This is a genomic window from Flavobacterium frigidimaris (genome assembly GCF_002217275.1).
In the GTDB taxonomy this organism is placed as follows: domain Bacteria; phylum Bacteroidota; class Bacteroidia; order Flavobacteriales; family Flavobacteriaceae; genus Flavobacterium; species Flavobacterium aquidurense.
Genome location: NZ_MUGV01000007.1, coordinates 275,048 through 301,376, shown reverse-complemented (window position 1 = coordinate 301,376; position 26,329 = coordinate 275,048). Strand labels below are relative to the sequence as shown.

Sequence of the window (26,329 nt, the reverse complement as noted above, 5' to 3'; positions counted from 1 at the left end):
TTTAATCTGTGGCAAAAAACAAAACCTCGTTTCCAAATTACAGCTAGATTTTTTACGCAGTTTTAATAAAAGCTTTCAAAACTTAAACTGAATTTTACCGTACTTTGTATCCACAAAATTTTAAAAAATGAAAGCACTTACCTTCTCTTCTTTTGGAAATTCAGATGTTTTAGAATATATCGAAATCCCAAATCCGCAATTAAAAAACGATGAAATTTTAATCGAAATGAAAGCCATCGGATTAAACTTTGCCGATGTTTACAGACGAAAGGGAAATTATCATTTAAAAGGAAATCCGCCTTTTATTGCCGGTTACGAAGGAGCCGGAATTGTAGTTGACGCCAACAATCATCCCGATTATAAAGTAGGTGATCGCGTGGCTTTCGCAGATGCTCCTTTTGCTAATGCTGAATTAGTAGCGGTAAACATAAATCACGTTTTACCATTGCCTGCAGCAATATCTTTTGAAACTGCAGCTGCTATTTTATTACAAGGTTTAACCGCCCATTATTTAGCAACAGACAGTCATAAAACTCAAAAATGCGAAACCGTTTTAATTCATGCCGTTGCCGGCGGAGTTGGTCAAACCTTAACACAAATTAGTAAACTTCTGGGCGCTACTGTAATTGGATTAACCTCATCAGCAGACAAAGCAAAAATTGCTCTTGAACAAGGGGCTGATCATGTTTTTCTTTATAGTGAAGATTGGAAATCGCAAGTTTTCAAAATAGTACCAAAAGGCGTTGATGTTGCGTATGATAGTATTGGAAGTACCTTAATGGAAAGTTTCGAAGTCACAAAAGAATGCGGTCAAGTCGTTTTCTTCGGAATGGCAGGTGGCGATCCGGCACCTGTAGATCCGAGAATGTTGATGGACGGTTCTAAAACTTTAACTGGTGGCGATTTATGGAGTTATTTAAATTCAAAAGAAGAAAGAATTAAAAGAGCCAATCAATTATTCAATTGGATTATCGAAGGAAAAATTACGCTTTCAACTCCAACTTCTTTCAAACTATCCGAAGGAAAATTGGCCCATGATTATTTGGAAAGCCGAAAAAGTACCGGGAAGATAATTCTGATTCCGTAAAACAAAGATTCACTTCAGTTTTTCGCCACGAATTCACGAATTTTAATTTTTATAATAATTCGTGAATTCGTGGCGATTTTTTCCAGAACACTTTATACTACAATTGATTAATCTCAATCTTTGTCAGCTCAGATAATTCTAAAATTCTGCCAACCTCATTTTTATTCGCCACAAAAAACAAATAATTATCTCCCTGTGTATCATATGTCATTAATTCAAGATTTCGTTTTCCTAAAGCCGATTGAATATAAGGAAACAAATCGTGACTATAGGTTTCTTCCGGATATTCGAAATTTAAATCTTCGCCAATCATTTCTGAGATGAAATATTCGGCATCTTCGGGATCAAATTTCCAATCGCTGTTCCAGCAATCTATACTTTCAAAAAAACTCCAATGATTTTCAACGATTTCGTGATATTCTTTTGCTTCTTTTTTAAAATTCTTCAAAAGTTTTTTAGACTGTTTTTCAAGTAGTTTTTCTTCGACATTTCCTCTTGAAACCAGTTTTATAAATTCCTTAAAAATTTCCTGGTTTACCTCGATTTCTTCAGGCAATAAACTATCTTCTGACGGAAGCTCGATACCTTCGGGTAATTCGATTTGCATATACTGACAAATGCCTTGCAACACTCTTTCAAATTCTTTAAAACCTAGTTTCTGAACATCATTTTTCGGCTCATTAATATCACTATATTCCGTATCGAGTATTCCCCTGGTATAGTCCAGAAAATAACTGTTATTATACAAAATTCTAAAATCGTTGGTTTCTAAACTATTTGTACAACAAAAGAAAATAACGAAATTATGCAGAACATGTTTTAAATGCTTTTTCATTTCCGGAGTTGAAGGCACTGTATAAAACTGAATATGAATATAATCATATTCTAATTCTGCCTGAATATCCTCTTCAGAAATAGCGCCAATATTAAGCTTCTTATACAATTCGTTTAGAACCTCGTAAGCATTTTTGAACCCCGCTTTCTTAATTTCGTTTTGCGCCGCTTCATTATTAAATGAGTTTGGAAACGAATATAAATTTACCGAAACCGTATCATAAATACCTTTTAGTTTAATCTCTAATCTATTTTCTCCATTATATAAAAAAGTATAAATAGAATCTATAACATCAAAAGAAACAATTGATCCAGGATCGTTATTTCTGCCAAAAAAATTAGAGAAAAAGTTTTTTATCAAAATATACTATTTTAAAGTTTCAGCAATCATTAAAGCACATTTTTCTCCATCGATAGCCGCCGAAATAATTCCGCCAGCATAACCTGCTCCTTCTCCACACGGATACAGTCCTTTTATTTGTAAATGTTCATACGTAATAGGATCTCTTGGAATACGAACCGGTGATGACGTTCTGCTTTCCGGAGCGTGCAAAATCGCTTCATTAGTTAGATAACCGCGCATTGATTTTCCGAATTCCTTAAAACCTTCACGTAAAATTTGCGATAAAAATCCCGGAAAAACTTGCCCCATTTCAACCGAAGTTGTTCCCGGAACATAAGATGTTTTCGGAATATCAGCCGAAACTTTATTTTGAGTAAAATCGATCATTCTTTGTGCAGGAACTTTTTGAGTTTCGCCCGCCAAATGCCAGGCTCTTTGTTCAATACTTTTTTGGAATTCCATTCCCGCCAAAGCACCAAATTTTTCAAAAGGCTTAAAATCTTCCAATTTCAATTCGATTACAATTCCGGAATTTGCCGTAGCCTGATCCCGTTTCGATGGTGACCAGCCGTTTGTAACCACTTCACCCGGTCTTGTAGCGCAAGGTGCAATTACACCTCCAGGACACATACAAAACGAGTACATTCCACGACCGTTAACTTGTTTTACAATCGAATATGGAGCGGGAGGCAAATGCTCACCGCGATAATCACAACTGTATTGAATACTATCGATTAATTCCTGAGAATGCTCTGCACGAACACCTAAAGCAAAAGGTTTTGCTTCTATAAAAATTTTCTTCTTATCTAATAACTCAAAAATATCACGTGCCGAATGTCCAGTCGCTAAGATTAATTTATTCGCCAGAATGGTATCTCCGGTTTGCGTTACGATTCCTTCGACTTCATTATTTTTCACTAAAATATCAGTTACTCGGGTATCAAACAAAACCTGACCACCAAACTCGATGATTTTGTTTCTGATATCTTCAATAATTTTCGGTAATTTATTCGTTCCTATATGCGGATGCGCTTCCACCAGAATATCTTCAGAAGCTCCAAAAGCAACTAAAAGTTCTAAGATTCTGGTTACGTCACCACGTTTTTTAGAACGTGTATATAATTTTCCGTCAGAATACGTTCCTGCTCCGCCTTCGCCAAAACAATAATTAGAATCTTCGTTCACCAAATGATCCACATTGATTGCTTTTAAATCACGTCGGCGTCCGCGAACGTCTTTTCCGCGTTCGATTACAATTGGCTTTAAGCCTAATTCTATTAATTGCAAGGCAGCAAAAAGTCCTGCCGGGCCTGCACCGACAACAATAACTTCCTGTGCGGAAGAAACGTCTTTATATAAAGGTAATTCGATTTTAGTTTCCTGAAAAGGTTCACTTTGCAAATAAATAATTACTTTCAAATTGATTTTTATCGCTTTCTGGCGTGCATCAATCGAACGTTTTAAAATAGAAATATGTTGAATTTCCTTAGGAGAAACTTTAATTTCTTTAGACAAATAGTCTTTTAGCAACAATTCGTTTGCAGCTATTTCCGGAGTTACCTGAAGTAAAAGTTCTCTTGGCATTGTATTTTATTTTTCAATTAGCTTTTCTATTTATGAAAAGAACATGCAAAAATAACATTTTGAAATGAGATTATATAATTAACCGCAAAGTGCGCAAAGATTTTTTAGAGGTATGTTTTTAAAAACACAAAGTTCGCATAGCTTTGTGTTGATCTGGCTTTGCGAACTTTGTGCTTTCTATGCGTAAAGTAAAATTATCTTAGCGCACTTTGCGGTTAATTATCTGGCAACTTTTCTCTTCTTCCTAAAATCTTTACTTTTTATTTTTAGCCACAGATTATTTAGATTAAAAAGATTTCTTTTAAAGAACAATTACACGTACTGCAGTGCGTCTCTACAAAAAAACTCAGAACCTTAGCATCTCAGCACCTCAGAACCTTTTTTTCAAAATAGACTTTGTACCTTTGCCTCTCTGAACCTCTGAACCTAAAAAATAATGTCTAGAAAAATAAAATTGATTTGGGATTTTCGTGGTCCTGCTTCGGCAAAAACAGCCGAACACCACGAAATTCATTTGAAAGAATATATCGCAATAGAAAAGCTTCCGTTAAATATTACGGGTTTTAAAATCGTAAACGATATGCACGCAACCGCTTTTATGGTTGTAAGTGAAGAAAATATGATTCCGGTAAGAGATGCTTTGAAACCGCATCGTGGGGAAGTATATGTCGAAAGTCAAAAGTCTTAAAGTCGAAAGTTTGAGCACAAACATCGGACTTTAAGACTTTCGACTTTTTAACTTTATGACTTAATTAGCTACTTCACTAATAAACTTAATTCTCATTAGTCTTAATTCATCGATATCATAATCACCATCGAATTCTTTAAGAGCATCTTCGATTTTATCTGATTCTGATTCCATGAAATAATCGTGAATTTCTTCCTGCTGATCATCATCCAGCATATCGTCTACCCAATATTTGATATTAAGTTTAGTACCGGCATAAACAATCTGCTCCATTTCTTTGATCAAAGCATCCATCGTAAGACCTTTTGCAGAAGCAATATCCTTCAATGATAATTTGCGATCTATATTTTGGATGATATATAATTTATTCGCAGAATTTACTCCTGTAGATTTCACTACCAAATCGTCTGGACGAATGATATCATTATCTTCGACATAGCGACTAATAAGAGTTACAAATTCGCCACCATATTTCTTTGCTTTACCTTCTCCAACACCATGAATATTAAACAATTCCGGCAATGTAATTGGATATTTCAAAGCCATATCTTCAAGAGAAGGATCCTGGAAAACCACAAACGGAGGAACTCCCAGTTTTTTAGCTACTTTTTTACGCAACTCGCGTAACATTCCCATTAAAACTTCATCAGCTGTTCCTGATGATTTTGATGCGGTTACAATTGCCTCATCTTCAGATTCATTGTATTCATGATCTTCAGACATCATAAAAGAAACTGGCTTTTTAATAAAATTCAAACCTTCTTTAGTGATTTTTACCACACCATACGTTTCAATATCTTTGGACAAATAACCCGCCACTAAAACTTGTCGAAGCAGAGCCATCCAATATTTTTCGTCATGATCCGATCCTGAACCAAAAAACGATTGTGTATCTGTTTTATGTGCTTTAATAACGGCGTTAATACGACCTATTAAAGTAAACACAATTTCTTTTGATTTGTAAATATGTTTGGTGTCGCGAACGATTTCCAACAATTTAACCACCTGATCTTGTGCTTCAATTTTATTTTTAGGATTACGAACGTTGTCGTCCATATCTGCACCTTCTCCGGTTTCGCTGTCGAATTCTTCTCCAAAATAATGCAATAAGAATTTTCTGCGCGACATTGAGGTTTCGGCGTAAGCCACAACTTCCTGTAAGAGAGCAAAACCAATTTCCTGTTCAGCAACTGGTTTTCCAGACATGAATTTCTCCAGTTTTTCTACATCTTTATAAGAGTAATAAGCCAAACAATGTCCTTCTCCTCCATCACGACCTGCACGACCTGTTTCCTGGTAATAACTTTCCAGTGATTTTGGAATATCATGATGAATTACAAAACGGACGTCTGGTTTATCAATCCCCATTCCGAACGCGATTGTTGCTACAACCACATCTACGTCCTCCATCAAAAACATATCCTGATGTTTGGCGCGGGTTTTAGCATCCAAACCTGCATGGTAAGGTACAGCACTGATTCCGTTAACTTGTAAAACTTCGGCAATAGATTCGACTTTTTTACGGCTTAAGCAATAAATAATTCCGGATTTGCCTTTATGTTGTTTGATAAACCGAATGATATCCGATTCAATATTTTTTGTTTTTGTGCGAACTTCGTAGTACAAGTTCGGTCTGTTGAATGATGCTTTGAAAGTATTTGCATCAGACATATCAAGGTTTTTCAGAATATCTTCCTGAACTTTTGGGGTTGCAGTTGCGGTAAGTCCTATAATAGGAACCTGACCTAGTTGTTTGATAATATTTTTCAGATTTCGGTATTCCGGCCTAAAGTCATGTCCCCATTCTGAAATACAATGCGCTTCATCAATAGCGACAAATGAAATGGGCACACTTTGCAGAAAAGCCACATATTCTTCTTTTGTCAAAGATTCCGGTGCCACATACAACAGTTTAGTTAATCCGGAAGTGATGTCTTTTTTTACCTGGGCAATTTCTGTTTTGGTGAGCGAGGAATTTAACACATGGGCAATTCCGTTTTCTGAAGAAAGGCTTCGAATCGCATCAACCTGATTTTTCATCAAAGCAATCAAAGGAGAAACAACAATAGCTGTTCCGTCCTGAATTAAAGCGGGTAATTGATAACAAAGAGACTTTCCACCGCCAGTAGGCATAATTACAAAAGTATTTGTCTTACCTAAAATACTCGTAATGACTTGCTCCTGCAAGCCCTTAAATTGGCTAAAGCCGAAATACTTCTTTAATTCCTTGTGTATTTCAATTTCGTTTGAATTCATTCTTTATATTAATGGATATTTTGTATAAATTTGCAACACATAAAGATACAACTTTCTTTTATACATACAAATTTTAAATATTGTGTTTTGATTACAAAAGAAAATATATTGGCAATCGCCAAAAAAACCATACTATCTGAAAGTGAAGCAATTATAAAATTAATTGATTTTCTTGACGAAAATTTCTACGAAGCTGTTCAAAGAATTTACGAAACCAAAGGCCGATTGATCGTTACCGGAATAGGAAAAAGCGCGATAATTGCCCAAAAAATGGTTGCCACTTTTAACTCAACCGGAACCCCTTCTATGTTCTTACATGCTTCAGAAGCCATTCATGGCGACTTGGGAATGATTCAAAAAGAAGATATCATTATTTGTATTTCGAAAAGCGGTAACAGTCCTGAAATAAAAGTCCTTGTTCCTTTATTAAAACGTTTCGGAAACATTTTAATTGCCATTACAGGAAACATTACTTCAGCATTAGCCAAAGGCTCTGATCATGTTTTGAATACTACAGTTGATGTAGAAGCTTGCCCAATAAACCTTGCACCAACAAACAGCACAACAGCACAACTGGTAATGGGTGATGCATTGGCAGTTTGCCTGATGGAAATGCGCGATTTCAAACCAGAAGATTTTGCAGTATATCATCCGGGAGGCGCATTAGGAAAAAAACTATTGCTTCGTGTTAAAGACATGATTGAACATTCGTTAAAACCAATGGTAGCACCAGATACTTCGGTTAAAAAAGTTATTTTTGAAATCTCTGAAAAACGATTAGGAGTTACAGCTGTAATTGAAGATGATAAAATAATTGGAATTATTACCGATGGAGACATCCGAAGAATGTTAAATGACGTAGATACTATTGCCGACTTAACTGCAATAGACATTATGTCAAAAAACCCTAAATTAGTTTCTTCGGAAACTATGGCGGTCGATGCTTTGAATATTTTAGAAGATTTTTCAATAACACAACTCATTGTTGCAGACAATGGCGAGTACAAAGGAGTATTACATTTACATGACATTTTAAAAGAAGGAATCGTATAATGGCAAAAAAGAACCTTGGCGAGATGTCATTTTTAGACCATCTTGAAGAACTAAGATGGTTATTAGTTAGAAGTACAGTAGCGACAATGATAATGGCGCTTGTAACTTATTTTATTAGTGATTATTTATTTGATGAAATTATTTTAGGCCCAACCAAACCTACATTTTTTACTTATAGATGGTTTTGCGACTTATCACATCAATTAGGTTTTGCTGACAGCATTTGCATTACCCAATTAAATTTTATTATTCAGAATACCGAAATGGAAGGCCAGGTAAACATCTTTGTATGGATGTGTATTTTAGCAGGCTTCATTCTAAGTTTTCCTTATATTTTATGGGAAATCTGGAAGTTTATCAGTCCCGCTTTATATGAGAAAGAAAGAAAAAATGCCAAAGTATTTATTTTCACTTCTTCCTTACTTTTCTTTCTAGGAGTATTATTTGGTTATTTTGTTGTAATACCGATGTCGGTTAATTTCGTTGCCACTTTCTCTATCAGTGATGTTGTAAAAAATCAATTTACAATCGACTCTTATATGGGAATGGTAAAAACAAGTGTTTTGGGAAGTGCAATATTTTTTGAATTGCCTATCGCTATTTATTTCTTAACCAAATTAGGATTAGTAACTCCTGAATTTTTAAGAAAATATTGGAAATATGCTGTCGTAATTATTTTAATTATCGCCGCAATCGTAACACCACCAGACGTAGTAAGCCAGACTATTGTAGCAATACCAATGTTGCTTATTTACGAAGTAAGTATCCTGATTTCAAAAGTTGTTTATAGAAATAAATTAAAAGAAAATGTCTGAATTAATTCAAGAATTTAACGACTATCGTTCCAGAATGAACGAAAAATTATTAGCTGACAATAACAAAATTGTAAAGCGAATTTTTAATCTTGACACCAACGCTTATGCGCCGGGAGCTCTTGATGTAAAAACAAAAGAACTTTTAGGATTGGTAGCATCTACAGTTTTGCGTTGTGATGACTGTGTAAAATACCACTTAGAAACAAGCCATAAAGAAGGTGTAACGAAAGAAGAAATGATGGAAGCAATGGGTATCGCAACTTTGGTTGGGGGAACAATTGTGATTCCGCATTTAAGAAGAGCTTATGAATTTTGGGAAGCTTTGGAAGAGGAAGCTGCAAATTAGAAAATGTGTCAATTAGATAATTAGATAATTGCCTAAATTGTAATTATCTAATTGTGAAAGCGCAATATTTTGTTAATTCATTTATCTGATTGATTATTTTACTTTTAATTTGTCCCTTCTAATAAATTTTAAAATTGAATTTGAGTTAGTTTTTCAATTATCTCATTTTCAAATTATCTAATTATCTAATTGAAAAAATGAAGCTAAGAGCCGATAATTTAATCAAAACCTATAAAGGACGTAGTGTTGTAAAAGGAATTTCCGTTGAAGTAAATCAAGGGGAAATTGTGGGGCTTTTGGGTCCGAATGGTGCCGGAAAAACAACTTCGTTCTATATGATTGTGGGATTGGTAAAGCCAAATCAGGGAAATATTTATCTGGATGATTTAAATATTACCGATTATCCTATGTACAAACGTGCACAACAAGGAATTGGTTATTTGGCACAAGAAGCTTCCGTTTTTAGAAAATTAAGTATTGAAGATAACATTCTGAGTGTTTTGCAATTGACCAAACTTTCAAAAGAAGAGCAAATTGCAAAAATGGAAAGTTTGATTGAAGAATTCAGTTTAGAACATATTCGTACCAACCGAGGTGACTTACTTTCGGGAGGAGAACGTCGCCGTACTGAAATTGCACGTGCATTAGCAACAGATCCAAAATTTATTTTATTGGATGAGCCTTTCGCAGGAGTTGACCCGGTTGCGGTTGAAGACATTCAAAGAATTGTAGCGCAGTTAAAAAATAAAAACATCGGAATCTTAATTACTGACCACAACGTTCAGGAAACTCTGGCAATTACCGATAAAACATACCTAATGTTTGAAGGAGGAATTTTGAAAGCAGGAATTCCGGAAGAATTAGTTGAAGATGAAATGGTTCGCCGTGTTTATCTTGGGCAAAACTTCGAATTACGTAAGAAAAAATTAGAGTTTTAAAAAAGTATTCAGTCTCAGTTTTCAGTCTCAGGGAAACACTGAAAACTGCGACTGTAACTGAAAACTAAAAAATATGATTCCACAAAAACCAACTCAACAAGACTATAATAACTGGCACAATGATCCTAATAATTGGCATTTAGGAATGTTTTATTATAACAAAGAGGACAAAAGAATGTTTGTTCCTAAAAAACTTAAATGGGCTGGATTCACGATTAACTTTGGAAATTCAAAAGCAATTTTAATCACAATTGCTTTCCTTTTCTTCATGTACACATTGACACAACTTAAATAGTATTCAGTCTCAGTTTGCATCTCGTAAAAAAAATAAAAACTGCGACTATAAACTTATTCAACGGTTATAAAGTGCAACTGTTCTAAATCGCCGTTGTAAATATTTACATCCACCCGGTGTTTAATTCCCGGTAAAGAGGCCTTCTCTGTAAATTGCCAAAAAAGCCAGTCGTCCTCAATTTTTTCTCTGTAGAAATTGTAATTGGCAATCCAGAACAAATATTCACTGAATTCTTCTTTTAAAAAATCACTATAATATCTTTCACCTGTATAGATTATTGGGCGAACCTGATAATGCTTTTCTACTTTATTCAACCACCTTTTTAAACCCTTTTTCAAACTGTCCAAAGGTTGATTTTTCGGCAATCTTTCAATATCTAAAACCGGAGGTAAATCACCTTTTTGCAATTTTACGGTTTTAATAAAAAGGTTCGCCTGTTCTATCGAATTCTCGTTTGGACGATAATAATGATAAGCGCCACGCATTATTTTATTCTCTTTTGCACCTTCCCAATTCTTCTTAAATTGTCCATCTACCCGATCGTTTCCCGCAGTAGCACGGATAAACACAAATTGAACCGGATATTTTTCTTCTAAAACCTCAACCTCTTCCCAATCGACTTTCCCCTGAAATTCAGACACATCTATTCCAATGACTTTCCCTTTATGATTTTCGAGAACCTGAATATTTCGAACATCAGAAAGATGCTTATCCACAGCATCTTCATCTAAAACTTTATCCGATTTAAATCCGAGGTAATAAGCCAATCCAGCACGATAGTGATAAATTGTTCCAATGAAAAGCAATCCTAAAAAAGAAAATACAATAACGCGAATTACTTTGCTAAAAGCAGAACGAGTTGGTTGCGATTTTCGGGAATAAGAAGTGCGTCTTGTTGTTTTTCTTGCCATTCTATTGAAAACTACTTTTTCAAAAACATATTATTGATAACTGATAACACCACATAAAAAATGATAATTAACGGAATAGCAATGTATTGCAATAACAACACCATTAAAACAGACACAATCAAAAATACAATTTGCAACGCATTTTCCTTGAAATTAAATTTCTTTATCTTTAAGGAGAACAACGGAATTTCAGCATTCAAAATATAAGCGCTACATAGAGTAATTACCAATAAAACCCATTGATTAGTCAAAATTTCTAACATCACCAGAGAATCAGAAAATTTTAACACCAAAGGCAAACTCAAAATAAACAATGCATTTGCAGGAGTTGGTAAACCAATAAAAGAATCGCTTTGACGAGTGTCTATATTGAAGTTTGCTAACCTATAGCAAGAACCTAAAGTCACGATAAATCCTAAAAACGGAATCGCCGGATTGTTTCCCAATTCATGGGCGCTATTTGTGAACAAACTATACATTACATAACCTGGTGCAACACCACTTGTCACCATATCTGCCAACGAATCCAACTGTAACCCAAGAGGGCTGGAAACTTTGAACAATCTGGCGAAAAAACCATCAAAAAAATCGAAAAAGATTCCTAAACAAACCATGTAAAAAGCCATTTCATAATTGGCCTCAGAAATAAAAACAACCGCAATACAACCGCAGAAAAGATTGATTAATGTAATTAAATTAGGAATGTGTTTTTTAATATTCATCTTTATAAAATTTGATAATGGTGAGGAACAAATTTAGCATAATAACTGCATGTACAAGCCGTTTTTATAAGAGTTTTTTATTTGAAATTTTGACTTTCGCAATATTTCTCAAAAGGAATAAATTAGCTGAGTAAAATATTATATTTTTGGTACAAATTAAAATGGGCCTCAGTCTGCAAAAAAATATACGTTGAAGAAAATCTTAATGCTTTTATTATTTTGGAACTGCACGCAACAATATGCACAAACTGTTCGGAAATATTCGAATGAATTTATGAATATTGGTGTCGATGCAGCTGCATTAGGAATGTCGAGTGCCGTTGTTGCTTCAACTAATGACGTAAATGCTGGTTATTGGAATCCTGCTGGTCTTACACATCTTGAAGATCATCAGATCTCATTGATGCATGCCAATTATTTTGCTAATATTGCGCAGTACGATTATATAGGATATGCGAGCCCAATTGACGACAGAAGCGCCTGGGGGATCTCAATGATTCGTTTTGGAGTCGATGACATCATGGACACAACTGAATTAATTGACAGTCAGGGAAATATTGATTATAACCGAATTCGTTTGTTCTCCACAGCAGATTATGGCTTTACCTTTTCGTACGCAAGAAAATTACCAGTGGAGGGTTTTCAATATGGCGTTAATGCAAAAGTGATCCGACGCATTATTGGAAAATTCGCAAATTCGTGGGGGTTTGGTTTTGATGTGGGATTACAGTTTGAACGAAATGACTGGAAATTCGGATTAATGCTTCGTGACATCACCACAACCTATAATGTTTGGAATATCGATGAAGAAGAATATGCAAAAATTGCCAATGCTATTCCCGGAGAAAATAATGAATTACCAGAAAGTACCGAGATTACTTTACCAAAAGCACAATTAGGAGTTTCAAAAAGGTTTGATTTTCATAATGACTATAGTCTTTTGGTTGCTACAAATTTAAATATGCGTTTTGAACAGACAAACGATATTATTTCATCAAAAATAGTAAGTATAGATCCGGCAGTTGGTTTTGAATTTGGTTATACCGACTTAGTTTTCTTAAGAGCAGGAGCTGGAAATTTTCAGAACGTGATGCAATTGGACAATACAGAAAAAATAAATTTTCAGCCTAATATTGGATTGGGATTCAAATACAAAGGCATCCAGGTTGACTATGCACTGACCGATTTAGGAAACCAAAGCACGGCTTTATATTCGAATATTTTTTCTTTAAAAGTAGATTTAGGTATCTTTAGATAATTTTTACAAACCATTACACTTCTTAAAATTTTAAATTATGAAAAATGTCATTTTCAAAAAAACACTTTTTAGTTTACTATTATTACTAAGTTGTCTTGGTTTCAGCCAAAATTTACCTTTATCAAAGGATGCTAAAATAAGTGTTCTTACTTGCGGATTAGGCAATGAAACTTATTCTTATTTTGGTCATACCGCTATCCGTGTTGCAGATTCTGCAAACAATATTGATTTGGTTTATAATTATGGGGCTTTTGATTTTGCAACGCCCAATTTTGTTGCCAGGTTTGCAAAAGGCGATTTGCAATATTTTGTGGTCGTTCATCCATTTGCTGACTTCATGAATGAATATAATTATGAAAAAAGAAGTGTTTTTGAGCAAGAACTTCTTATTTCACAAGAGTCAAAACAAAAACTATTTGACAACTTAAATACTACTTTGCTTTCTGAAGAACGTTACTACACTTATAAATTCATTGATAAAAACTGCACTTCAATGGTGGTTGACATTATCAATAAAACATTGAACGGAGCTGTAATAACAAAAAAAGGCGATACCGAACGTACTTATCGTTCTATTCTATTTCCATATTTTGATGGCCATTTTTATGATAAGTTAGGAACCAGTATTATTTTCGGAACCAAAGTGGATCAGTTAGGCACCAAGATATTCCTGCCTTTTGAATTGAAAAACAGTTTAGAGAAAACCAATTTTCAAAATCACCCTTTAGCAAGCAAAAGCAAAACATTATTACTTTTTGAAAAAGAAACCCCAACTTCCTGGTGGAATAATGTTTACACTTATCTTTTCATATTGGCTTTCGTCGTATTGGCACATAATAAAATCGTAGACAAAATCTATCTTTTGATTTTATCTTTAATCGGAATCTTTTTTCTGGTTATGGGATTTTATTCTTCTCACCAGGAACTGGCGATGAATTACAATATGCTTTTATTCAGCCCTATTTTATTGATTTTGATTCTTTTATCTATCCTGAAAAATAAAAGAGGAACGTATCGATTTGCCATTTTGCATATCCTCTTTTTGATCGTTTACACATTATTTATGATCAACAAAGCGCACTTTTTAATTGTCTTACCAATGATTGTAACTAGCGGTTTTGTTTTAGTAAGAGTTGCAATCAGAAACAAAAAACGTATTCCGATTATTATTTAAATAGGTTATTGACCCCGATAAAATAAAACAGTGGTAATGGTTTTGAAGGTAATACTTAAATCCAGAAATATACTTCGATGTTTGATATAATAAAGATCGTATTGCAATTTTATTAAGCTTTCATCAATCGATTCTCCATAGGAGTAATTAACTTGTGCCCATCCTGTCAAACCAGGCTTTATAACATGTCTCGTTTCATAAAAAGGCATAATCCGGGCGATTTCATTAACAAAGTAAGGACGTTCCGGTCTTGGGCCAATAACCCCCATATCGCCCTTTATAATATTAAAAAATTGCGGCAGTTCATCAATTCTTGATTTACGCATAAATTTACCAAAAGGAGTAACCCGCTTATCATTTGAAGTGGCAAAAGGACCATTTACATCCGAATTTTTAACCATTGTTCTAAACTTATAAATCTCAAAAACAACACCGTTTTTACCCACACGATCCTGAGTGTAGAACAAACTTCCTTTATTCCCCACAAGATTTCCAATAAAAATAAAAGGAATAAAAACCATGCAGGTAACTAAACCAATGAACGAGAGCAAAAATTCAATAAGCCGAATTAAAGACAAATACAGTTTATTATTATTGCTTCGACTAAAAGGGAAAAAGCGATAAAAATCTCTTGCGATATAATGTACCGGAATACGTTGTGTTTTACTCTCGTATACTTGTGTGTACTCCCTTATAATATTTCCTGATTCTAAAAGATGTAGTAACTGTTGGTATAAATCAGCCGTAATACCATCTGTTTTCTGTGATGCAATTACAATTTCAGAAACATTGTTTTTACTAACAAAGATTTCTAACTCATCCTTTTTAATTTCTTTTACATAATGAAAATCAGAATCATCCTCAGAAACAGAATCTGAACTCACAAAACCGATAATTTTATAATGAGGATCGACGCTTTCTAGTCCTAAAACCAAATCTTCTACCTGATTCTCATCACAAATTAAAATTACATTTTGAACAAAACGGTGGGATGCAAGAAAGTAAACATAGATATACCTCCAGGACAATAAGGCAAATAAAACTGCAAAGTAAAATATAATTATTGCAATTCTGTTTTTAGGCAATTCAGGTGATAAAATGGGGGTTAAGAGATAAACCAATACAGTAGTTGTTACCGTAAAAATAGTACTCTTAAGAATTTGAAACTGATTACTGGCAACTTGTAAATTATACATTTCGAAAATCGAACCGAATATGTATATATAAGCTATCAGGACTATTTCCCAATAATAATTTGCAATTGAAAATTGAAAATACTGAAAATTAAAAAGCAGGCTTAAGAGGTATAGCGCGAGCAGGACGAAAATCGCATCGAAAGCATGCAGCAATACCTTCCGTTCCGATATCTCGAAATGAATTTTATTTTTTGTAAACATTGATCTATTAGGTTTTGGTTTGGGGCTAAAACTTTGAACAAATGTATCATAAAAAAAAGAATATAAACTATCTAATTCTCAGCTTTTTCAGGAATTTTAATATGAACCGAAAGAAGAGTTAGCGCATATACGAAAGCCGGGGCAGCGGTTCGCATGGCCGCATGATTTATGGTTAAAAGCCAAAAAAGGAAAAAAGATAAAAAATACAAGTGCTGTCTATTGTGGATATAAAGAACAAATGGAGTAATAAAAAGTATCAAAAGTCCTAAAATACCAAATAGACCATGTTCGGCTAACATTCTGGTTATTTCATTATGCGAAGCGACAGCAGTACCAAAAGATTTTTCTCTCATTTCTTTTCCAATCCCAACACCAATTCCGGTAATAGGATTATCTAAAAAATAAGTAATTTCAGACTCAATTATTTCCTCTCTGCCACTCAATTGACTTTTTTTCTCTCTTCCTCTTGCGTCCTGATTTGCATAGCGCTTATTAATAAGACCGCTCGTTTGAATAGAAGTATAGGTCCAAATTCCAACACCCATTAAACCAGTCAGAATAAAAATTAAAATAAATTTTCCTTTACCTTTTGCGTTTGAAAAAGAATATAAGAAAAACAAAAGACAAATAATCATTACTATTCCGGTAATAACACCACCTCTAGAAAAAGTTACAATTCCCCTATAACTTACAAGAAGTAATAAAACCCCATTTAGAATCATTTCTTTTTTAGTTTTCGAGAATAATATTAATTGTGTAAAAAAAACAAAAACTCCTAGTCCTAGAATAGTAGAAACCTGATTTGGACCAAATCCTCCAGATGTTTCAAAATTAGATTGCGTTCCGGTTACTACATCTTTTACACTCGGATTATATAAAAACAAATAAACAGTTGTTGTTAATATTGGTAAACCAATTGCGAGAACAATATTTTGTAAATCTGAAAACATAACTCTTCTCTTAAACATATAAATTGCACAAATAGCTAAACATACTGGTCCTGATAAATTAAAAAATAAGGCTTTTTTCACGTCTACATTATAATCTGTTACTGTTGAAGCTACTATAACACCAGGAATCAGGAGAATCAAAAAAAACCAATAAAAGAATGCCTTTAAAGAAAAATTACTGTATATCATTCCTAAAAGCATGAAAAAAACAACACTTATTTTAACATATTCATTGTTAAGATTTCCACCAGTCATTCTTAAAAAAACTTCAATACCTACTAAATATGCGGCTACTAAGATAACTTCATTGTTCTTGTTTTTTGTCTTCTGTACGAAGTAAAAACCAATGATCGGAATTAAAAGTGCTAATACTTTGGAAAAAAAAGGTACTGCAAAAATAACCAGAGCAAGTATGCAATGAATTAAAACAATATGAATATAAGACAATCGAAAGCTTTTCATTATTTACTTTTTTTGTACGCTAAAATTAGCTTTTCAATTACTGCTTCTTCTGAATAATGCTGCAAAACCTTTGTTTTAAATTTCTCAACTAAAGTATTCCTTAAACTTTCATCCTCAATTATTTTTTTCAATTGATTTTTAACTTCCAATTCAGAAAAAGGATCAAATAATAATCCATCATTTTCATTCTCTATAAGAAGAGAACAATATCCAACATTGGTAGAGACTACAGCAACATTTTCTAAAGCGTACTCGAGTAAAGTTACCGGAAACCCCTCTTGTGTTGAAGCTAAAACACCAACTGAAGCCTGAGATAAAATATTTTTAATATCCCCTTTTTCTCCATACAAATAAACATATCTTTCTAAACTATATGCGTTTATAAAGTCTTTTATTGCCTCTGAATAAGAATCAAAATAATCTCTTCCTATTAAATGTAAGCTCCAGTCTAATTCAAATAATTTTAATTCAGCATAAGCTTTTAAGATTAAAAGATGGTTTTTAGGATTTTTTAAATTAGCCAGAAAAACTATTCTTTTCCCCTCTGATCCTTTTAAGTCTGTTAATTGTTCACTTCCAGAAACATTATGAGATTTAGTAAAATTAGGGATAAAAATTACATTTGAGCAATTAAGATTTTTTTCATTCCACTCTTTTAACTGAAGATTGACTACAAAAATAGAAGAAAAAAAAGTTGATAAAAAAACCAAAAATATATTTTCCTTTTTAGTTTCTTGTGATCTTGTGCCATAATGATCGTGCCAAAATATCTTTAATCGTGGTAAAGTCAGCTTTACTAACACCGCTATAAAAAATGACGAACTATGTGCATGCATTATGTCAATTTTATTTTTTACAAGATATTTTCTAAGACGCAATACAGCATTTAGATCCACACTCTTTTTACGTTGTAAAAATAGATAAGCGACATCAGAATCTATTTGATTTATTAAGCCACCTTCTTTTCTCGTTGCAATTAAACCTGAAAAATCTATATTTTTAGATAGTCCATTAGCATAATTTACAGCCATTCGTTCTGCACCACCAAGTTCTAAAGAATCTATAATCTGTACAACTCTCATTCTAGTAGTAGTTTTTTTATTTCTAATTCAAAAATTTCGGTCGTATATTGCTGTGACCAGCTTGCAGCTAGTTTACTCATTGATAAAAAGCACTCTCTGTTACTTATTATGTTTTCAATTTGAGATACATCTTTTTCTAAATCCATTTCAAGCAAAATACCTCTATTTCCATAGTCGAGCATAAAAGGAACGCATGAAATTTTCGTCGCTATTGGAATACATCCCCAAAACATACCTTCAGCAATAGCTTTGGGCCAGCCTTCACTTTTAGATGGTAAAATAACAAAATGACTTTTTTGATAGGCTTTTTTTATTGTTTCCTTATTTTGGTTTCCGTTTAAAAAAATATAATTTTCCAGATTATTTTTCCTAATATACTCTTCCAAAGCAATTCTTTCACTTCCTTCTCCAAATAAATTCAGGATTGCATTTTTGTTTTCTTTAATAAATTGCTCCACTAACCTAATAGCATACATTGGGTTTTTCCCTGCAACGAGGGTTCCCACAAAAACAAATTCTATCAAATTCTTTAAATCTGTTTTATTAGGCAACAGTTTTTCTGATTCTGAATATGTTGCTGTAAAAAAAGATTTTATATTATTAGACTGATTCTCCCAATCACCGTATGCTAAAACTTTCATATTTCGGGTTAGAAAAGAACTATTCAAAATTTTCTTTTGTAATTTATATGTCCAAGGCTGGTTACTTTTCGAGTCCCAATTTCCAGCATATTTTGCAGTTTTTATTTTCCTTGGAAATAACATTTGAACCAAACATCCTATCAAACCAACATTTCCAGGACAACGCAAATGAATATGATCTGCCTCTTTCATTGCCCAGAATATTTCCCAAAAAATTATTGGCAATTTAAAAAACGAAACTATATTGTTTTTAAAACTCATAAAATTAAAATCAGGAATTTTTCTAAAATCAATTTTACTATGACTATATGGAATATCTATTATTGCCGGATTTCCATTTAAAAATGGCCCAACAACTATAACCTCATTAACATATTTCAACCAAATATTCATTTCACGCACATAAGGTGCATAACCAAAATAATGATTGCTACTTTTAATATGATTCACATGCGTAATTATTACAAATTTCATTTTATGTATTTTCCAGTAATCTTGTAATAACTTTTTTCGGCGCCAAATATTGATCAAAATAGTTTTTGCTTTCTAATTCGAGCTTTCTTTTAAAATCAAAATTTTTTATTATTTTTTCTATTGCATTACTAATATCTTCTCCATCGTTTACATAAATGACATCGACATTATTTAACAAATCTTTTGGCAATATATTATAGTGGGGAGTTGTAATAATTGCTTTTCCTAAAGCCAAAAACTCACCCAATTTCCAACCATGACAAGATAGAACTGCCGGAGTACTAAATACAAAAGCCGAATTCTGGATTTTTTTAACATAGGTTTTTAAAGGAATTTTTTTTGAATACACTAAATCATCAAATCCTAAATTATCTCCATTGCTTCTAGCCGCAAAACCTCCTTCAAAAATAATATCTGAATTACTTTTACATGATTTCATAAACAAAGCACGATTTCTATTGGTTTCTTTTTCTTGTTTCCAAATACTATTTATAAAAAAAACTTCATTAGAAGATGATGGAACTGAATTATACTTTTCCAATTTCAATCTTCTATATTGTCTCCAATAGTTGGCCACAAACTCTCGTCTGTTTGTGTTTGAGATAGAATTTCTAAATCTCATAAAATTTAAAATCAAATAATAAAACGTTTGAAACAAGTTCCAAATCTTGATACCAAAGCTGGGTCCAATTGCAACAACCTTTTCACTATTTTCGACAGGTAAATGATTCAGATTATAATTTACTTTACCATATACATTGCACCATTCTAACTCAATACTATTAATTTGATTCGAATCTTTTGAATCAATAATAATTTTCTTCGAGTAGTTGTCATTTTCAATAATAAAAGCAAAAGTCCCCTGATTGAATTTAGGAAACTTTGAAATATTAAATTCAAAATCCTGACAAATTTCTTTTATACCCTGAATATAAAAGCCATCATAAAAAACATTACAAAGTCCGTATATATAGATTTTAGTTTTCGTCATACCTCCTTAGGTTTATTTAAAAACAAGCTCCACCATCCCACTGTCCTTCCGCATGCTTCTGTGAACGCGACCATTTTATTATTGTCCGTAATAACATTAGAAAAACGAATTAAGGTAAGTAAAATCGTTATTGCATTCCATTTTAATCTGGCTTTAAAATCTGGTTTTATATTTTTAACACGCCAAACATACCAACCATTTCTCACTACCATTTTACCATATTGATATTGATTTGGTCGACCGGATTCAGCGTGAAAATGGTGTAATTTAGATCCTGTATTTAGATATAATTTTCCGATTTTAGCAACTCTTAAAGTAAAGTCGGCATCTTCATATAAACCATAGCCTTCAAAATAAGTAGAAAATGAAAGTTTTTCAAAAACAGATTTTTTAAAAGATGAAACACCTCCCATTAATTGCTCTACTTCATAAACCTCATTATTTGGCGGTAGAAATCCAACACTTCTCCCGTGCGAAAATAATGGTGAAAAACCAGGCATGCAATCACTATCCAGATTTAGTTTTTTTCGAAGAATAAAACGACTTCCGTCTTTGCGTTTCCATCCATCAAAATAAAATTCGCTGATTTTAGGAATATAATCTTTTGATGTTTTCTCCCATTTTATTTCATTGTATATATAACCACCAACTCCTAAGGCTTCTGGGAAAATTCCATAAGTTTTTAGCAAAATCTCAAAATAATCCGGTTCTAAAACCGTATCATCATCTAAAAAACAAACAATTTCAACATAATCGCTAACTTTTTGAATCCCAAAATTTCTTTGTTTAGTTAAACCGCGATTTTGGTTGTCGACCAAAAAATATTTAAGATTTTCAAACTGATTTAAACTTAAAATCGCTTCAGTTTCATTATTCGTAGATCCATCTACAATTAAAATTTCATGAGGATATAAAGTTTGTTTCTGAACTGATTGCAATAATGTAAGCAATGGTTCCGGACGCATATAGGTACAAATGATTAGGGAAAATTTCATGCTTTATTAATTAATTCATTTGCCCAATATAAACTTTGCCTCCATTCTTTATGAAATTTAAAAAAATATTTTATTGGATTTTTAACAGATTGTCTACTATAATATTTAAAAAACAAAATTGTTTGATATCCATTCATTTGTTCTTTAGTTTCATGCAATATTTTATAAAGTATTACTGTTGGAGATGGTTTGGGTTTAACTTTATCTTTATTCCAAGCTAAATCTGGTTTTGTTCTAAAACCTCCTATAGGTGCTTTTAAATGTAAAATTTGAGGAGCAGGAAAATAAAAAATATCATGTCCCTTATTTCGAATCTGCATTCCAAAGTCACCATCTTCCCCAAATCCAAATTCGTATTTTAAATCAAAAGACATATCTTGAACTACCTCTTTCTTAACAATGCTGCATCCTGACCCAAATGATACCCATTGAAATATTTCTTTATTAATCGTTTTTTGATTCTTTTGCAAACAATTAAAAGTCATTACTTTACTTTTATATTTAGCAATGAAACTAAATGAAGATTCTATAAAATTTTCTTCTATTCTAATATCGTCATCAGCAAAAAAAAGCCATTCACTTTCAACTTCTTTAAGGGCCATATTTCTAGCATTACAAGCTCCTGCCTGATTTGTAAAAGTATGTTTAATCTTAAATGGCCAAACTTCAGAAACTAAATAATCTAGTTCTGAAACACTTTTTGGTAAAGTATTTTGTTCAACAATTATTACATTATTAGGCAAATGGGTTTGTTTCGACAAATCTTTCAAAAAATCATACAGATATTTTTTTCGTCCAATAGTCGGAATTATGATATCGATTGTTTCAGAATGGGTTGTTTTCAACGAAGAAAAAGTACTTATTTTATCTAAACTTATGTTTTCATTATTTCTATTTTTAAAAAACCAACTGTATATCAAAGCTAAAAATGGAAATCTAAACTCAAAAACCATTAAATTTAAAAATAATAAAAATGTCCATCGTATTCTGTAGTGCTGTTTTACAAATCTAAAAAGAGTAAAATTTGAATATTTTTGAGGAACCTTTAAGCTAATATCCTGTGTAAACAATTTTCTTTCTGAATAACACAACAAGCCAAGTGGCATACAAATTTTAGCTACTGAATTTAAATAATAATTAAAATTTGAATCAGGTCTTATTTTCTGATTGATTTCAATTAATACTTTGGCATGAATAGCTCCTGCCAAACTGCTCATTTGCCAGGTTGGATAAGTTACATGCTTATTGATTTTAATAAAAGGAGATTGATCAATATAGCCTATTTTTCTACCTAAAAAATCAGTATGATTCGGATTATAGGATAACATCATTTTATTATGATGAAAACTTTCTCTTACAGCTTCTAAATTAAGGTAGTTTTGATAATTTTCATTACACCAGACTATTTTTGATTCAGGATACTGCAAAGCTAATTCAGTTATTACTGTTGCAATTCGAGCATTACTGTTATGCAATAAGTCTTCATTATCCTTTGAAGTAACTTTTACTACATGTTTATTATTATGGTAAACTATTATCAAAATTTAAAATTTAACCGATTCATAAAATTCGATATTTTTCTTTACTAAAACTTTTGTATCAAAAGACTCTACTACTTTTTTTCTCGCGAATTCCCCAACTCTGAGACTTAGCTCTTCATTTTCTAAAATAGCCGCAATCTTTTCTGCAAAATCGTAATGATGTTTCGGATTCATTAAAAAACCATTTTTCTCATCATCAATCACTTCGTATGCCCAGCCAATATTTGATGCAACAATTGGTTTTCCCATGGCCATAGCTTCCAACCATGAAACTGGGAAAGCTTCTGCAAAAGAAGGAAAAACACAAATACTAGCCTCTTGTACTTTTTGTTTTATTTCAACATGAGCAACACTCCCTAAATAGGTTACATTATCAATGGCTTCAGCAGAAAACAATTTCTGCATCATTTGCCAGGTAGATGAATTCCCGGAGATAATATCAGGAACATCTTTACCAATTAAAATTAATTTAATTTCAGGATTGTTCTCGATTACTTTATTAAAAATTAAAGGTAATTCTAAAAGACCTTTTTTACGAATTAGACTTCCAAAATATAAAATGCTTTTTTCTTTCTGACTGTGATTAGTATCAATTTCAAATAAACTAGTATCAATAAGATTGGGAAGAATTGTATATTCTTTATTTAAATCAAAAATTACATTTGTCAAATCTGCAGTAAACTGACTTACTGATAGTAAACCATCTGCCTTGCTAATCGCTCTTTTTTCATGAAATTTATTTACCCTTTTCACAGGGCGATTATCCAAATGGCAGAAATAAGTATCAGAACCATGCAATCGAATGATAATTGGACATTTATTTGGTTTAATAAAGGATGTAATCCCTGTCCAGTCAGGTGCTTCAACAAGATCAATTTCCTTATTAGAATACAATTTATTGATTATTTTTTCTAATTTCTTTCTTGTCAAAAACCAGGATAAGCCTTTCAATTTTACATTTTTAATCTGTTGAATCACAATTCCATTATCATCAAAAATGTCATCTTCCTTTTGTCCATACACTAAAACTCTAACTACAATACCTTTTTGTAAAAGTCCTGTTGCCAAATTTTTTATACTTGTACCTATACCACCCGAATTCCCTGTCAAAGGATGCGGATATTCTGGTGTTAAAAAGGCTATTTTCATGGTTTTACTTCTTAAAAAAATCTTTTAAAATTCTGGCTGTAAACATCTTTGCTCCTTCATCAGTCATATGCCCACAAGACGAAAAATATTTGTTTTCGATAACTATATTTTCATAATTATGAATTTCCGGATATGCTTTTTTAACTTTCTCAAAATAATTCATGCCTGTAACATTTTCGCACATTGGTGTCATAACGGCAATAAAATTAATGTTGTTTGCTTTACAAATGTTTTTAATTTCTTCGTAATATTTATTATGAGGTAAAGGATTCAAGTTAACAATATTATTTTTCATATTGCCATTTTTGTGTTTTTTTAAAGGGTAAAATCCTAGATTATCCAGAGCATTTGTTGTTTGATGCGTTACAATTTTATAAGTCTCTCTAAAGCCAATTTTTGAATCATATTTTATATATCTGTAAAAAGGAATATAATAAAGTTCATTAAAATTTTCCTGAGAAGAAAAATGATCTTTTATAACTTCTGAATTATGAATATATGGTAAAAATTTAGCCGATACGCCTTCGGATTCATTGTCATTAGATAGATTTAAATCAGCTTCGAGGACGACATTTTTAATTGAATATTTTCTTTCAATCATCAATTTCAGCATTAAAGAAGCTTCAAATAAATGCCCCCCACTCATACCATAATTAAACGTTTTAAATCCTTTATCTTCAAACATCTTTGAGACAAAATGATTATTTGCTCTTGATGACCCCAAAATAATGACATCGTATTGCTGCGGTTCTGAATTAAAAACGGTTTCTATTTTTCCTCTGTTTTTAGATCGCAGAAACACTGCCGTATATAATCCGTCCAAAGCAATCGCTACTAAACCAGTTACGATTAAAATTTTGACTGCATAAATTAAAAAACGCTTCATTAAAACTGAAAATATATAAATTCTTTATAATCTGAATAAGTTCCGAAAGCAAGAATGGCAAGAATTGCCAAGGCTACTTTCAACATGCTTTTTTTTCCTGAAAGAGGTTCTATTTTATTACGATTATTCCATTCAACTAAAACAAATAAACCAATCATAAGTAATAATTCATAGCTATAACGCTCATTATCTAAATATTGAAAACTAAAATCTTTGCTTGTAAAAATTCGTTTTAAGTATAAAACTGCATCTGTTATCGTTCTTGCTCTAAAAAATACCCAAGCCACGCAAGTCAATAAAAAAGTATAAAAAATACTAAGTACTACTTTAGCAGAATCAAAATTAAATTTAAGCTGAATTTCACCCATATTATTTCGATTACTATTAGACAAAAGCAATGGCAAAAAGTAAACAGCATTAATAAATCCCCATGCGAGATAAGTCCAATTAGCACCATGCCAAAAACCGCTTACTACAAAAATTATAAAAGTGTTTCTTATTTTCATCCAAAGTCCGCCTTTACTTCCCCCTAACGGAATATATAAATAATCGCGAAACCAAGAAGAAAGGGAAATATGCCAACGACGCCAAAACTCTGCAATATCTCTTGAAAAATAAGGATAATTGAAATTTCGTAACAAATCTAAACCAAACAATTTTGAGACTCCTAATGCAATATCAGAATAACCGGAAAAGTCTCCATAGATTTGGAACGCAAAATAAATGGCACCTAATATTAGTGAAACTGAATTCATTGCCGTATAATTATCAAAAATGGCATTGGCATAAGTCGCACAGGTATCAGCAATGACCACTTTTTTGACTAAACCCCATATAATTTGATAAATGCCTTCCTTAGCTTTTTCTAGGTCAAATTCTCGTTTTACTTTTATTTCAGGTAATAAATGGGTAGCTCTCTCAATTGGACCAGCTACCAAAAGCGGAAAATAACTTACAAAAAGAGAATAATCGATAAAGTTATATTCGGCTTTAATTCGTTTAAAGTAAATATCAATTACGTACGACAAGCCATGAAAAGTATAAAATGAAATTCCAACTGGAAGAATGACATTTAATAAAATTGGGCTAGCCTGAATTCCAATTGAATTTAATAATTCAGAGAATGAAGCTGCAAAAAAATTGTAATATTTAAAAATTCCGAGGAAACCTAAGTTGACAATAATACTTAACCAAAACCAAAATTTACGACTTCTTTCTGATTTTCCTTTTTCAATTTGTATTCCGGTGTAATAGTCTAAAAATGTTGAGAAAACCAGTAAAAATAAGAACCTCCAATCCCAGCAAGAATAGAAATAATAACTAGCAACAATTAATAAAGCATTTTGTGTACTTTTGGTTTTATTAAAGACAAACCAATACAGAAAAAAAACGATTGGCAAAAAAACAGCAAATGCTAATGAGTTAAAAAACATCTTTAAGATTTATGGAATTTTAAA

24 protein-coding genes are annotated in these 26,329 nt (G+C 32.3%); 9 read left to right on the top strand and 15 right to left on the bottom strand.

Annotation, left to right across the window (positions count from 1 at the left end):
• Window positions 1-127: 127 nt before the first annotated feature.
• Window positions 128-1,087: a quinone oxidoreductase family protein gene (locus B0A65_RS04355; protein WP_074659453.1), complete on the top strand. Its 960-nt coding sequence runs from the start codon at window positions 128-130 to the stop codon at window positions 1,085-1,087.
• 97 nt (window positions 1,088-1,184) lie between these two features.
• Here the strand turns inward: B0A65_RS04355 and B0A65_RS04350 are convergent, their stop codons facing one another.
• Window positions 1,185-2,282, bottom strand: a complete 1,098-nt coding sequence (locus tag B0A65_RS04350) for a DUF6630 family protein (protein WP_242670222.1) — start codon at window positions 2,280-2,282, stop codon at window positions 1,185-1,187.
• Window positions 2,283-2,288: 6 nt separating this feature from the next.
• Window positions 2,289-3,848, bottom strand: a complete 1,560-nt coding sequence (locus B0A65_RS04345; RefSeq protein ID WP_074659452.1) for an NAD(P)/FAD-dependent oxidoreductase — start codon at window positions 3,846-3,848, stop codon at window positions 2,289-2,291.
• 436 nt (window positions 3,849-4,284) lie between these two features.
• Between B0A65_RS04345 and B0A65_RS04340 the strand changes: the two genes are divergently transcribed.
• A complete protein-coding gene (locus B0A65_RS04340; RefSeq protein WP_074659451.1) occupies window positions 4,285-4,536 on the top strand; it encodes a hypothetical protein in 252 nt (83 codons plus the stop codon).
• Between the two features lie 60 nt (window positions 4,537-4,596).
• On the opposite strand, the gene recQ is transcribed toward B0A65_RS04340, so the two are convergent.
• On the bottom strand, window positions 4,597-6,792 hold the full coding sequence (gene recQ, locus B0A65_RS04335; RefSeq protein WP_074659450.1) for a DNA helicase RecQ: 2,196 nt from the start codon (window positions 6,790-6,792) through the stop codon (window positions 4,597-4,599).
• An 87-nt stretch (window positions 6,793-6,879) separates the two neighbouring features.
• Between recQ and B0A65_RS04330 the strand changes: the two genes are divergently transcribed.
• The 5 genes from B0A65_RS04330 to B0A65_RS04310 all read left to right on the top strand — a co-directional run bounded on the left by B0A65_RS04330 (window position 6,880) and on the right by B0A65_RS04310 (window position 10,239).
• Window positions 6,880-7,845, top strand: coding sequence for a KpsF/GutQ family sugar-phosphate isomerase (locus B0A65_RS04330; RefSeq protein ID WP_074659449.1), 966 nt, complete (start codon window positions 6,880-6,882; stop codon window positions 7,843-7,845).
• Window positions 7,845-8,660 carry a twin-arginine translocase subunit TatC gene (gene tatC / locus B0A65_RS04325; RefSeq protein WP_074659448.1) on the top strand — a complete coding sequence of 272 codons (816 nt, stop codon included), beginning with the start codon at window positions 7,845-7,847 and terminating at the stop codon, window positions 8,658-8,660. The genes B0A65_RS04330 and tatC overlap by 1 nt, the downstream gene beginning before the upstream one ends.
• Window positions 8,653-9,006 (top strand): carboxymuconolactone decarboxylase family protein, encoded by a 354-nt coding sequence (locus B0A65_RS04320; protein ID WP_074659447.1) that lies wholly within the window; start codon window positions 8,653-8,655, stop codon window positions 9,004-9,006. The genes tatC and B0A65_RS04320 overlap by 8 nt, the downstream gene beginning before the upstream one ends.
• Before the next feature lie 197 nt (window positions 9,007-9,203).
• On the top strand, window positions 9,204-9,944 hold the full coding sequence (lptB, locus tag B0A65_RS04315; RefSeq protein ID WP_026982881.1) for an LPS export ABC transporter ATP-binding protein: 741 nt from the start codon (window positions 9,204-9,206) through the stop codon (window positions 9,942-9,944).
• Between the two features lie 73 nt (window positions 9,945-10,017).
• Window positions 10,018-10,239, top strand: a complete 222-nt coding sequence (locus B0A65_RS04310) for a DUF5808 domain-containing protein (protein WP_074659446.1) — start codon at window positions 10,018-10,020, stop codon at window positions 10,237-10,239.
• Window positions 10,240-10,292: 53 nt separating this feature from the next.
• Here the strand turns inward: B0A65_RS04310 and B0A65_RS04305 are convergent, their stop codons facing one another.
• Both B0A65_RS04305 and B0A65_RS04300 read right to left on the bottom strand, forming a co-directional pair.
• On the bottom strand, window positions 10,293-11,150 hold the full coding sequence (locus B0A65_RS04305; RefSeq protein WP_074659445.1) for a glycoside hydrolase family 25 protein: 858 nt from the start codon (window positions 11,148-11,150) through the stop codon (window positions 10,293-10,295).
• An 11-nt stretch (window positions 11,151-11,161) separates the two neighbouring features.
• Window positions 11,162-11,872 carry a CDP-alcohol phosphatidyltransferase family protein gene (locus tag B0A65_RS04300; RefSeq protein WP_074659444.1) on the bottom strand — a complete coding sequence of 237 codons (711 nt, stop codon included), beginning with the start codon at window positions 11,870-11,872 and terminating at the stop codon, window positions 11,162-11,164.
• Between the two features lie 190 nt (window positions 11,873-12,062).
• On the opposite strand from B0A65_RS04300, the gene B0A65_RS04295 reads away from it, so the two are divergent.
• Both B0A65_RS04295 and B0A65_RS04290 read left to right on the top strand, forming a co-directional pair.
• Entirely contained in the window at window positions 12,063-13,130 is a 1,068-nt protein-coding gene (locus tag B0A65_RS04295; protein ID WP_394335681.1) for a putative type IX sorting system protein PorV2, read from the top strand.
• Window positions 13,131-13,167: 37 nt separating this feature from the next.
• Window positions 13,168-14,304 carry an Lnb N-terminal periplasmic domain-containing protein gene (locus B0A65_RS04290; protein ID WP_074659443.1) on the top strand — a complete coding sequence of 379 codons (1,137 nt, stop codon included), beginning with the start codon at window positions 13,168-13,170 and terminating at the stop codon, window positions 14,302-14,304.
• A 5-nt stretch (window positions 14,305-14,309) separates the two neighbouring features.
• Here B0A65_RS04290 and B0A65_RS04285 read toward each other — a convergent pair whose 3' ends face one another.
• From B0A65_RS04285 to B0A65_RS04240, 10 genes are all read right to left on the bottom strand, one after another.
• Window positions 14,310-15,701 carry an exopolysaccharide biosynthesis polyprenyl glycosylphosphotransferase gene (locus B0A65_RS04285; protein WP_074659442.1) on the bottom strand — a complete coding sequence of 464 codons (1,392 nt, stop codon included), beginning with the start codon at window positions 15,699-15,701 and terminating at the stop codon, window positions 14,310-14,312.
• A gap of 71 nt (window positions 15,702-15,772) precedes the next feature.
• The gene (locus tag B0A65_RS04280; protein ID WP_074659441.1) at window positions 15,773-17,113 is read right to left on the bottom strand and encodes an O-antigen ligase family protein; all 1,341 of its coding nucleotides are present in this window, start codon (window positions 17,111-17,113) and stop codon (window positions 15,773-15,775) included.
• Window positions 17,113-18,195: a glycosyltransferase gene (locus B0A65_RS04275; RefSeq protein ID WP_074659440.1), complete on the bottom strand. Its 1,083-nt coding sequence runs from the start codon at window positions 18,193-18,195 to the stop codon at window positions 17,113-17,115. Before B0A65_RS04275 ends, B0A65_RS04280 begins: the two co-directional genes overlap by 1 nt.
• Window positions 18,192-19,310: a glycosyltransferase gene (locus B0A65_RS04270; RefSeq protein WP_074659439.1), complete on the bottom strand. Its 1,119-nt coding sequence runs from the start codon at window positions 19,308-19,310 to the stop codon at window positions 18,192-18,194. Before B0A65_RS04270 ends, B0A65_RS04275 begins: the two co-directional genes overlap by 4 nt.
• Window position 19,311: 1 nt before the next feature.
• Window positions 19,312-20,301, bottom strand: a complete 990-nt coding sequence (locus B0A65_RS04265) for a glycosyltransferase (RefSeq protein ID WP_074659438.1) — start codon at window positions 20,299-20,301, stop codon at window positions 19,312-19,314.
• A complete protein-coding gene (locus tag B0A65_RS04260) occupies window positions 20,298-21,296 on the bottom strand; it encodes a glycosyltransferase family 2 protein (RefSeq protein ID WP_074659437.1) in 999 nt (332 codons plus the stop codon). Before B0A65_RS04260 ends, B0A65_RS04265 begins: the two co-directional genes overlap by 4 nt.
• A complete protein-coding gene (locus tag B0A65_RS04255) occupies window positions 21,293-22,837 on the bottom strand; it encodes a glycosyltransferase family 2 protein (protein ID WP_074659436.1) in 1,545 nt (514 codons plus the stop codon). The genes B0A65_RS04260 and B0A65_RS04255 overlap by 4 nt, the downstream gene beginning before the upstream one ends.
• A 3-nt stretch (window positions 22,838-22,840) precedes the next feature.
• Complete coding sequence (locus B0A65_RS04250; protein WP_074659435.1) at window positions 22,841-23,986, bottom strand: glycosyltransferase family 4 protein; 1,146 nt, start codon at window positions 23,984-23,986, stop codon at window positions 22,841-22,843.
• A 4-nt stretch (window positions 23,987-23,990) separates the two neighbouring features.
• Window positions 23,991-24,872, bottom strand: coding sequence for a hypothetical protein (locus B0A65_RS04245; protein WP_074659434.1), 882 nt, complete (start codon window positions 24,870-24,872; stop codon window positions 23,991-23,993).
• Window positions 24,872-26,305, bottom strand: coding sequence for an MBOAT family O-acyltransferase (locus B0A65_RS04240; protein WP_074659433.1), 1,434 nt, complete (start codon window positions 26,303-26,305; stop codon window positions 24,872-24,874). Before B0A65_RS04240 ends, B0A65_RS04245 begins: the two co-directional genes overlap by 1 nt.
• Between the last annotated feature and the right edge of the window lie 24 nt (window positions 26,306-26,329).

Coding starts and splice junctions, on each gene's coding strand:
- B0A65_RS04305 (WP_074659445.1), bottom strand. CDS start 11,150: ATGGCAAGAAAAACAACAAGACGCACTTCTTATTCCCGAAAATCGCAA.
- B0A65_RS04280 (WP_074659441.1), bottom strand. CDS start 17,113: ATGAAAAGCTTTCGATTGTCTTATATTCATATTGTTTTAATTCATTGC.
- recQ (WP_074659450.1), bottom strand. CDS start 6,792: ATGAATTCAAACGAAATTGAAATACACAAGGAATTAAAGAAGTATTTC.
- B0A65_RS04285 (WP_074659442.1), bottom strand. CDS start 15,701: ATGTTTACAAAAAATAAAATTCATTTCGAGATATCGGAACGGAAGGTA.
- B0A65_RS04300 (WP_074659444.1), bottom strand. CDS start 11,872: ATGAATATTAAAAAACACATTCCTAATTTAATTACATTAATCAATCTT.
- B0A65_RS04265 (WP_074659438.1), bottom strand. CDS start 20,301: ATGACGAAAACTAAAATCTATATATACGGACTTTGTAATGTTTTTTAT.
- B0A65_RS04250 (WP_074659435.1), bottom strand. CDS start 23,986: ATGAAAATAGCCTTTTTAACACCAGAATATCCGCATCCTTTGACAGGG.
- B0A65_RS04355 (WP_074659453.1), top strand. CDS start 128: ATGAAAGCACTTACCTTCTCTTCTTTTGGAAATTCAGATGTTTTAGAA.
- B0A65_RS04290 (WP_074659443.1), top strand. CDS start 13,168: ATGAAAAATGTCATTTTCAAAAAAACACTTTTTAGTTTACTATTATTA.
- lptB (WP_026982881.1), top strand. CDS start 9,204: ATGAAGCTAAGAGCCGATAATTTAATCAAAACCTATAAAGGACGTAGT.
- B0A65_RS04340 (WP_074659451.1), top strand. CDS start 4,285: ATGTCTAGAAAAATAAAATTGATTTGGGATTTTCGTGGTCCTGCTTCG.
- B0A65_RS04270 (WP_074659439.1), bottom strand. CDS start 19,310: ATGAAATTTGTAATAATTACGCATGTGAATCATATTAAAAGTAGCAAT.
- B0A65_RS04310 (WP_074659446.1), top strand. CDS start 10,018: ATGATTCCACAAAAACCAACTCAACAAGACTATAATAACTGGCACAAT.
- B0A65_RS04245 (WP_074659434.1), bottom strand. CDS start 24,872: ATGAAGCGTTTTTTAATTTATGCAGTCAAAATTTTAATCGTAACTGGT.
- B0A65_RS04275 (WP_074659440.1), bottom strand. CDS start 18,195: ATGAGAGTTGTACAGATTATAGATTCTTTAGAACTTGGTGGTGCAGAA.
- B0A65_RS04320 (WP_074659447.1), top strand. CDS start 8,653: ATGTCTGAATTAATTCAAGAATTTAACGACTATCGTTCCAGAATGAAC.
- tatC (WP_074659448.1), top strand. CDS start 7,845: ATGGCAAAAAAGAACCTTGGCGAGATGTCATTTTTAGACCATCTTGAA.
- B0A65_RS04260 (WP_074659437.1), bottom strand. CDS start 21,296: ATGAAATTTTCCCTAATCATTTGTACCTATATGCGTCCGGAACCATTG.
- B0A65_RS04345 (WP_074659452.1), bottom strand. CDS start 3,848: ATGCCAAGAGAACTTTTACTTCAGGTAACTCCGGAAATAGCTGCAAAC.
- B0A65_RS04240 (WP_074659433.1), bottom strand. CDS start 26,305: ATGTTTTTTAACTCATTAGCATTTGCTGTTTTTTTGCCAATCGTTTTT.